8 protein-coding genes are annotated in these 8,520 nt (G+C 64.2%); 3 read left to right on the forward strand and 5 right to left on the reverse strand.

Going from position 1 to position 8,520, the window contains the following annotated elements:
- Positions 1 to 84: 84 nt before the first annotated feature.
- The 5 genes from ABE485_RS30610 to ABE485_RS30630 form a co-directional block, all read right to left on the reverse strand.
- On the reverse strand, positions 85 to 1,425 hold the full coding sequence (locus ABE485_RS30610; protein WP_346519011.1) for an ABC transporter substrate-binding protein: 1,341 nt from the start codon (positions 1,423 to 1,425) through the stop codon (positions 85 to 87).
- A gap of 134 nt (positions 1,426 to 1,559) precedes the next feature.
- Entirely contained in the window at positions 1,560 to 2,624 is a 1,065-nt protein-coding gene (locus ABE485_RS30615) for a branched-chain amino acid ABC transporter permease (RefSeq protein ID WP_346519012.1), read from the reverse strand.
- A 25-nt stretch (positions 2,625 to 2,649) separates the two neighbouring features.
- Entirely contained in the window at positions 2,650 to 3,579 is a 930-nt protein-coding gene (locus ABE485_RS30620; protein WP_346519013.1) for a branched-chain amino acid ABC transporter permease, read from the reverse strand.
- Between the two features lie 11 nt (positions 3,580 to 3,590).
- A complete protein-coding gene (locus tag ABE485_RS30625) occupies positions 3,591 to 4,388 on the reverse strand; it encodes an ABC transporter ATP-binding protein (protein WP_346519014.1) in 798 nt (265 codons plus the stop codon).
- Positions 4,389 to 4,393: 5 nt separating this feature from the next.
- The gene (locus ABE485_RS30630; RefSeq protein ID WP_346519015.1) at positions 4,394 to 6,370 is read right to left on the reverse strand and encodes an AMP-dependent synthetase/ligase; all 1,977 of its coding nucleotides are present in this window, start codon (positions 6,368 to 6,370) and stop codon (positions 4,394 to 4,396) included.
- A gap of 170 nt (positions 6,371 to 6,540) precedes the next feature.
- Here ABE485_RS30630 and ABE485_RS30635 point away from each other — a divergent pair, with 170 nt between their 5' ends.
- The 3 genes from ABE485_RS30635 to ABE485_RS30645 all read left to right on the forward strand — a co-directional run bounded on the left by ABE485_RS30635 (position 6,541) and on the right by ABE485_RS30645 (position 8,366).
- Positions 6,541 to 7,248 carry a Crp/Fnr family transcriptional regulator gene (locus ABE485_RS30635; RefSeq protein ID WP_346519016.1) on the forward strand — a complete coding sequence of 236 codons (708 nt, stop codon included), beginning with the start codon at positions 6,541 to 6,543 and terminating at the stop codon, positions 7,246 to 7,248.
- A 64-nt stretch (positions 7,249 to 7,312) separates the two neighbouring features.
- Positions 7,313 to 7,774, forward strand: coding sequence for a MarR family winged helix-turn-helix transcriptional regulator (locus ABE485_RS30640; RefSeq protein ID WP_346519017.1), 462 nt, complete (start codon positions 7,313 to 7,315; stop codon positions 7,772 to 7,774).
- Positions 7,775 to 7,940: 166 nt separating this feature from the next.
- The gene (locus tag ABE485_RS30645) at positions 7,941 to 8,366 is read left to right on the forward strand and encodes an organic hydroperoxide resistance protein (RefSeq protein WP_346519018.1); all 426 of its coding nucleotides are present in this window, start codon (positions 7,941 to 7,943) and stop codon (positions 8,364 to 8,366) included.
- The last annotated feature ends 154 nt before the right edge of the window (positions 8,367 to 8,520 follow it).

Genomic DNA, 8,520 nt, shown 5'->3' on the forward strand with positions numbered 1-8,520 from the left:
TATATTTCGGATTGGGTTGCTGCGGTCATGGCAACTCCGGGGGGGGGTGGGGGTCGGCCGGCGGGGGCCGGCCGCCGGTTCACATCAGTTCTCGCACTTGCGGGGCGTGATGTTCTTTTCCTTGGCGTACTTGGCCGCGGACTCCTTCACCATGGGGTCCAGCACCGCCTTGTCGGCCTGGTACCAGTCGGAAACGACCTTGAACTTCGAGCCGTCCCATTGCACGATGCGGGCCCAATCGTCGCCCTTGTGGTTGGCGCACGAGGTCTTGACCGGACGCATGATCTGGCCAAAGCCCAGCTTGTCGAGCTTTTCCTGGGTCAGGTCCAGGTTCTCGAAGCCCCAGCGCACCTGCTCCGGCGTCAGCGCCTTGCCCTTGCCGAACTTCTCCTGCGCGGCGCGGATGGCTTCCACCTGCAGCATCGAGATCATCATGCCGCGCGTGTGGGCGATGGTGCCCAGCGTGGTCTTGCCGGTCTTGTCCGAACCCTGGCCCTTGTCGTAGACGAACTTCTTGAGGTCGTCATAGACCTTGTCGGTGTCGGCACCGCTGTTGTGGATGGTGATGGCGTTGTAGCCCTTGGCGACATCGCCCAGGTCCTTCACGTCGCCTTCGGAGCCGGCCCACCAGATGGCGTACATCTTGTCGCGCGGATAGCCGCTGGCCTGCGCCTCGCGGATGGCGGTGGGCGTCATGATGCCCGCGCTCCACAGCAGCACGTAGTTCGGGCGGGCCTGGCGGATCTGCAGCCAGGTCGACTTCTGTTCCACGCCGGGCGCCGTCACGGGATACAGCACCAGCTCGAAGCCTTCCTTGGCCGCGCGCTTCTGCAGCAGCGGAATCGGCTCCTTGCCGTAGGGCGAGTCGTGGTAGACCAGGGCGATCTTCTTGCCCTTGAGCTTGTCCATGCCGCCTTCTTTCTTGGCGATGTCCTGGATCATGACGTCGGCCGCGGTCCAGTACGTGCCCAGCAGCGGGAAGTTCCATTCGAACACGCTGCCGTCGACCGACTGCGACAGGCCGTAGCCCATCGTTTCGACGGGCACCTTGTCGACCATGGCCTTGTCGCTCACCGCGAAGGTGATGCCGGTGGACTGGGTGTCGAAGCCCGACGCGCCGGTGCCCTTGCTCTTCAGGCGCTCGTAGCACTCCACGCCGCGGTCGGTGGCGTAGGCGGTCTCGCATTCTTCGTACGTGATCTTGACGCCGTTGACGCCGCCATCGCGTTCGTTGACGAGCTTCAGGTAATCCAGCTTGCCGTCGGCCCAGGGAATGCCCAGCGGCGCGAACGAACCCGTGCGATACACCAGCAACGGAACGAACTGCTCTTCCGCCGCCATTGCCGGCGTGGCCACGGCGCCGGCGGCGCCGGCTGCGGCCATCAGGGCTGCCGCCAACTTCAGGTTAAGACGCTTCATCTCCATTTACCTCCTGCGTGGTGCTTGGGTCGGTTAACCCTGGGACACCGGGATTGGCCCGGTCTTGAGCCGGGTATTCGGGGCGGGGATCCGGGGCGGTCGTGCCGCGAGGGATCCGCGGAAATCAAAACGAAATACGGTCAGTGGGGGAACGGCCAGATCCTCAGCTTCTCCTTGCCGATGCTCCACAGCCTTGCCAGGCCGTGCGGCTCGGCGATCAGGAAGAACACGATCAGCGCGCCGAACACCATGTGTTCGATGTGGGCCGCGGTGTCGACCGACAACGGCAGGCCCAGCATGTGGGGAATGTTTGACAGCGCCACCGGCACCAGCACGATGAAGGCCGCGCCGAAGAAGCTGCCGATGATCGAGCCCAAGCCGCCGATGATCACCATGAACAGCAACTGGAAGGACCGGCCGAGGTCGAACGCCAACGGTTCCCACGACCCCAGGTGGATGTAGCCCCACAAGGCCCCGGCCACGCCGACGATGAACGAGCTGACCGCGAACGCCGTGAGCTTGGCGTACATGGGGCGGATGCCGATGACGGAGGCGGCCACGTCCATGTCGCGGATCGCCATCCACTGGCGGCCGATGGCGCCTCGCACCAGGTTCTTGGCCAGCAGGCTGAAGACCACCACCAGGATCAGCACGAACAGGTACTTCTCCATGGCGCTTTGCACCGGCAGGCCGAACGCGGTCAGCGGCGGCACCGACACGCTGCCGGACGACGAGTAGTTGGTGAAGAAGGGGATGCGCAGGAATGCCCAGTCCACGAAGAACTGCGCGGCCAGCGTCGCCACCGCCAGGTACAGGCCGCGGATGCGCAGGCTGGGTATGCCGAAGATCACGCCCACGATGGTGGCGAAGCAGCCACCCAACAGGATCTGGACGACCAGCGGCATGCCGGGAAAGCGCACGCCGAAGTTCCAGGCGGCGTAGGCCCCGACGGCCATGAACGCGCCGGTGCCCAGCGAGATCTGGCCGCAATAGCCGACCAGGATGTTCAGGCCCACGGCGGCCAGCGCCAGGATCAGGAACGGGATCAGGATGGCGCGCAGCAGGTAGTCGCTGGCGAGCGCGGGGATGGCGATGAACGCCACCGCCAGCAGCAGCCAGATGAAGACGCGATCCTGGCGGATCGGGAAGATCTGCTGGTCAGCGCGATAGCTGGTCTTGAATTGGCCGTTTTCGCGATAGAACATTTTTTATCCTTGGTGGGCCCGCGGCTCAGACGCGGTCGATGATCTTCTCGCCGAACAGCCCTTGCGGACGGAACAGCAGGAACACCAGCGCCAGCACATAGGCGAACCAGATTTCGATGCCGCCTCCCACGAGCGACCCCAGGTAGACCTCGGACAGCTTTTCCCCCACGCCGATGATCAGCCCGCCCAGGATGGCGCCCGGCACCGATGTCAGGCCGCCCAGGATCACGACCGGCAGCGCGCGCAGCGCCGCGGTGGACAGCGTGAACTGCACGCCGAACTTGGATCCCCAGATGATCCCGGCCACCAGCGCCACCAGCCCCGCCACGCTCCAGACGATCACCCAGATGCGGTTCAGCGGAATGCCGATCGACTGCGCGGCCTGGTGGTCGTCGGCCACCGCGCGCAACGCGCGGCCGGTCGAGGTGTACTGGAAGAAGAGGGCCAGCGCCGCCACCAGCAGCGCCGCGATGACGGCGGCGGTCAGGTCTTCAAGGTTGATGAGCAGCCCGCCCTCGAAGACGGAGTCCAGGATCATCAGCGGATCCTTGGGCATGCCCACGTTGATGGAATACACCGAGCTGCCGAACGTGATCTGGCCCAGGCCATCCAGGAAGTAGCTGATGCCCAGCGTGGCCATCAGCAAGGTCGTGGCTTCCTGGTTGACCAGGTGGCGCAGCACGAAGCGCTCGATCGCCACCGCCAGCAGGAACATCACGGCCGCGCTGACGATGAAGGCCAGCACATTGGCCAGGATCATGTTGTCGAAGCCCAGCCAGCGCGGCAGCCATTCGGAGAAGCGGGCCATGGACAGGGCGGCCACCAGCACCATCGCGCCCTGCGCGAAGTTGAAGACGCCGGACGCCTTGAAAATCAGCACAAAGCCCAGGCCGATCAGGGCATACAGCATGCCGCTCATCAAGCCGCCAAAAAGGGTTTCTAGAAAAAATCCCATGTCTGTCCGCCTTAGTGCGACACGCCGAGATAAGCCCGGATCACGTCTTCGTTGGCACGAACCTCGTCCGGCTTGCCGTCACCGATCTTCTTGCCGTAGTCCAGCACCACCACGCGATCGGAGATATCCATGACCACGCCCATGTCGTGTTCGATCAGCACGATGGTCGTGCCGAACTCGTCGTTCACATCCAGGATGAAGCGGCTCATGTCCTGCTTTTCCTCGATGTTCATGCCCGCCATGGGTTCGTCCAGCAGCAGCAGGCGCGGCTCCATCGCCAGCGCGCGGCCAAGGTCGACGCGCTTTTGCAGGCCGTAGGGCAGCCGCCCGACCGGCGTCTTGCGATAAGCCTGGATCTCGAGGAAGTCGACGATGTTCTCGACGAACTCCCGGTGCTGGATCTCTTCGCGTTCCGCCGGCCCCAGGCGGAACGCCTGCGCCAGCAGGCCGCTTTTCATGCGCAGGTTGCGGCCGGTCATGATGTTGTCCAGGACGCTCATGCCCTTGAACAGCGCGAGGTTCTGGAACGTGCGTGCGATGCCCATTTCGGCGGCGCGCCGCGGGTTCATCCTGGAAAACCGTTCTCCGCGGAAGGCGATCCCTCCTTGCTGCGGCGTGTAGACTCCGTTGATGACGTTGAGCATCGAGCTCTTGCCCGCGCCGTTGGGACCGATGATGGCGCGGATCTCGTGTTCGCGCACGTTGAAGGAGATGTCCGTCAGCGCCTTGACGCCGCCGAAGGACAGGGAGATGTTCTGCATGTCCAGCATGACATCGCCGATGCGCTGGTCGCGATCAATGTTGCTCATGGTCTCTACGCGGCTCGGGCGGTTATGGCGGGAAACGTCTTGACCGGGCGGATCTTCAGGTCCGCCGAGATCTTGCCGCTGCGCCCGTCTTCGAATTTCACTTCGGTCTCGATGAATTGCGACTGCTTGCCGCCGAAGAGCGCGTCGATCAGCACGCCATACTTCTGCGCGATGAAGGCGCGGCGCACCTTGCGCGTGCGGGTCAGTTCGTCGTCGTCGGGATCCAGTTCCTTGTGCAGGATCAGGAAGCGGCCGATCTGCGAAGCCGACAGCTTGGGATCGGTGGCAAGGTCCGCGTTGACCTGTTCCACGCATTCCGCGATCAGCTGGTAGACCTCGTCCTTGCCCGCCAGGTCGGTGTAGCCGGCATAGGCAAGGCCGCGGCGTTCTGCCCAGTTGCCCACGGCCTCCAGGTCGATGTTGATGAACGCGCAAACGTCTTCGCGGCCGGCGCCGAAGGCCACCGCTTCCTTGATGTGCTGGAAGAACTTGAGCTTGTTCTCGATGTACTTGGGCGCGAACAGGCTGCCGTTGGCCAGCTTGCCCACGTCCTTGGCGCGGTCGATGATCTTGAGCTGGCCGTCGGTGTCGAGATAGCCCGCGTCGCCCGTGTGGAACCAGCCGTCGGCGCTGCGCGCCTCGGCCGTGGCGTCCGGATTGCGGTAGTACTCCTTGAAGAGGCCCGGGCTCTTCACCAGGATCTCGCCGTTGTCGGCCACGCGGATCTCGACGCCGGCGACGGGCGGCCCGACCGTGTCGTCGCGCACCTGTCCGTCGGGCTGCACGCACACGAAGACCGAGGTCTCGGTGGAACCGTACAGCTGCTTCAGATTGATGCCGATGGAGCGGTAGAAGACGAACAGGTCGGGGCCGATGGCCTCGCCCGCCGTGTAGGCCACGCGCACGCGGCTCATGCCCAGCGCGTTGCGCAGCGGGCCGTAGATCAGTACGTTGCCCAGCGCGTAGCGCAGGCGGTCCCAGGCGTTCACGGATTCGCCGTCCAGGATCCGGGTGCCCACCCGGCGCGCAAGCTTCATGCAAGCGCCGAACAGCTTGCGCTTGAGAAAGCCCGCGTCTTCCATGCGGATCATTACGTGGGTCAGCAGGCCTTCCAGCACGCGCGGCGGCGCGAAGTAATAGGTGGGGCCGATGTCCCGCATGTCGATCGACACGGTGTCGGGCGATTCCGGATGGTTCACCGTGAAGCCGGTGACCAGCAGCTGCGTATACGAGAACATGTTCTGGCCGATCCAGGCGGGCGGCAGGTAGGCCAGCACGTCTTCCTGGTCGGTCAGCTTTTCCATGTCGGAGACCGCGCGAGCGCGGTCGATCAGCGCATGGTGCGTCAGCACCACGCCCTTGGGCTTGCCGGTCGTGCCCGACGTATAGAACATGGCGGCGGCGTCGTGCGGCTGCACGGCGGCCACGGCGCGGTCGAAGAAGTCCGGATGGCGGGCGGCATACTCGCGGCCGCGCTCTTCAAGCTGTTCATACGACAGCAGCATGGCGTCGGCGTAGTGGCGCAGGCCGCGCGGGTCGTCGAACACGACGTGCTTGAGGGCGGGACATTGCTCGCGGACCTCGAGCATCTTGTCGACCTGCTCCTGGTCTTCGACGACGGCCACGCTGATCTCCGCGTCCTGCAGCACGTAGACCATTTCCTGCGCCACGGCGTCCTGGTAGAGCGGCACGGGGATGGCGCCCAGCGACTGCGCGGCCATCATGGCCATGTACAGGCGGGGACGGTTTTCGCCGATGACGGCGACGTGCATGCCCGGCTGGATGCCAAGCGACGCGAGTCCGTGCGCGACGTGACGGACGTGTTCCACGACGTCGGACCACGTAAGGGTTTGCCAGATCCCCAGATCTTTCTCTCGTATCGCGGGCCGCGACCCGCGAACGTTGGCATGCGCGAGCAGCAGCGCCGGAAAGGTGTCCGGCGCCGCCGGCATCTGTGCAGATGCGGGCGATGAATGTGCCACGTTGTCTCCTCCGGTTTGGGCGCATCGCGCCAGGAGGCCGCGGAAAGCGGCAATGGCGATGAGGTGCTTGACCAGTTGGTTTTAGATTTACGGCAGGAGTTAAGGTATAAGGTTGGGTTGCTACCAACTGTCACCATCGCGACATTCAAGGACCTTTTAGGGTATTCCCGATGCAGCTATCCGACTCCCTGCAACTCGCCGCGGCCTGGTTTCGCGTGCTCAACGCGGAACAGCAATCGCGCGTTGAGCGAGACCTCTCCGTGCAGCAGGTGGTTGCCGGGTCGATCATAGAGCGCAAAGGTGAACTCGCACAGGCTTGGATTGGCGTGCTGGCGGGATTGGTCAAGGTTTCGGTCGGCAACTCCGAAGGCAAGGTGGCATCGCTGACCGGCGTGCCGGCGGGCGGATGGATCGGCGAGGGATCGCTGCTCAAGCGCGAAATCCGCAAGTACGACATCGTGGCCCTGCGCGATTCAGTGGTGGCGCGGCTGCCGGGCGCGACGTTCGACTGGTTGCTGGATACCAGTATTCCGTTCAACCGCTACCTGCTGCACCAATTGAACGAGCGCGTGGCGCAGTTCATCGGCAAGGCGGAGTACGACCGTCTGCTGGATCCCGATGCGCGCGTGGCCCGCTGCCTGGCCGAGCTCTTCAACCCTTTGCTGTATCCCGGCATGGGCATGCGCCTGACCATTACGCAGGAAGAAGTCGGCTATCTGGCCCGGGTGTCCCGCCAGCGCGCCAACCAGGCGCTGCGCAAGCTTGAAGAGGCGGGGCTGCTGAAGGTCGAGTACGGCGCGGTCCGGGTGCTGGATCTGGACGGGCTGAAACATTACGGCTCGGACCGGGGCGCCGCGCAAGGAGAGCAGGCCGCCTGATCCGCGAGCCGTGGCGCCGGAAAAAAGGCTTGACGATAAATCGCGCGCTATTTAATATAGCGCCATGAAATCCAGAACCAAGACCAAAGGCGCATTCAACCCGCTGCTGCTGGACAGCCAGCTCTGCTTTGCCTTGTATTCGACCTCCCTGGCGATGAACAAGGTCTATCGCAAGCTGCTGCGCGGGCTGGACCTGACCTATCCGCAGTACCTGGTGATGCTGGTGCTGTGGGAAGGCGACGAGATTACGGTGACGGATATCGGCGACCGCCTGTTCCTGGATTCCGCGACGCTGACGCCGCTGCTCAAGCGCCTGGAGGCCGCCGGCCTGGTGACCCGCAAGCGCGCGGTGGACGACGAGCGCCAGGTGATTGTGGCCTTGACCCGGCAGGGCCGCGATCTGCGGGAAAAGGCGCAAGCCGTGCCCCATTCGATCGCCGCGGCCGCGCAGTGCACGCTGGACGAGGCGCAGGGCATGATGAAGACGCTGCACGCGCTGCGCGAGAAGCTGGTCGAAAGTCTTTGAGGTTGCCGGGCAATGCCTGGCATTGTCCGGTCTAATAAATAGCGCACTATATAGTTGTGTACTATTCAAGTGGTAAGGCAAGTCAGCAGTTCATCGTTGAAGGCCGAGGCGGGAAGGGTCCCGCCAGGCAAGGCAGTCCAACTTTTCATCTAAAAGGAAACGCACCATGTCTATCGAAAAAGTCCTCTACCGCGCCAGCGCCACCGCAACCGGAGGCCGTGAAGGCCGAGGCGTCAGCGACGACGGCAACCTGGACGTCAAGCTGACCACGCCGCGCGAACTGGGCGGCGCGGGCGCCGCCGGCACCAATCCCGAACAATTGTTCGCGGTGGGTTATTCGGCCTGCTTCCTGGGCGCCATGAAGTTCGTCGCCAACCGCGACAAGATCGCGATTCCCGCGGATGTGTCGGTGAACGGCACGGTCGGCATCGGCGCGATCCCGACGGGCTTTGGCATCGAAGTCGAACTGAAGATCTCGCTGCCGGGCCTGGACCGGGCGGAAGCTGAAAAGCTGGTGGCGGCGGCGCACATCGTCTGCCCGTATTCGAACGCGACGCGCGGCAATATCGACGTGACGTTGACGATTGTTTGATTGCGACGTTGCTTGAATGGAGGGCCTGCGGGGCTGGCAGCTTTGCAGGCCTTTTTGCATGAAGGCTGGAGGCTGTTTGCATGCGAAGACGCTTCGTAGGTCGCCCGTCGTCGCGGGCGCCGTGGCTGCGAGCGCCCACGATTGCGGTCCGGAG

Origin of the sequence: Achromobacter spanius (assembly GCF_039673305.1) — a bacterium.
Taxonomy (GTDB): Bacteria; Pseudomonadota; Gammaproteobacteria; order Burkholderiales; family Burkholderiaceae_B; genus Achromobacter; species Achromobacter spanius_F.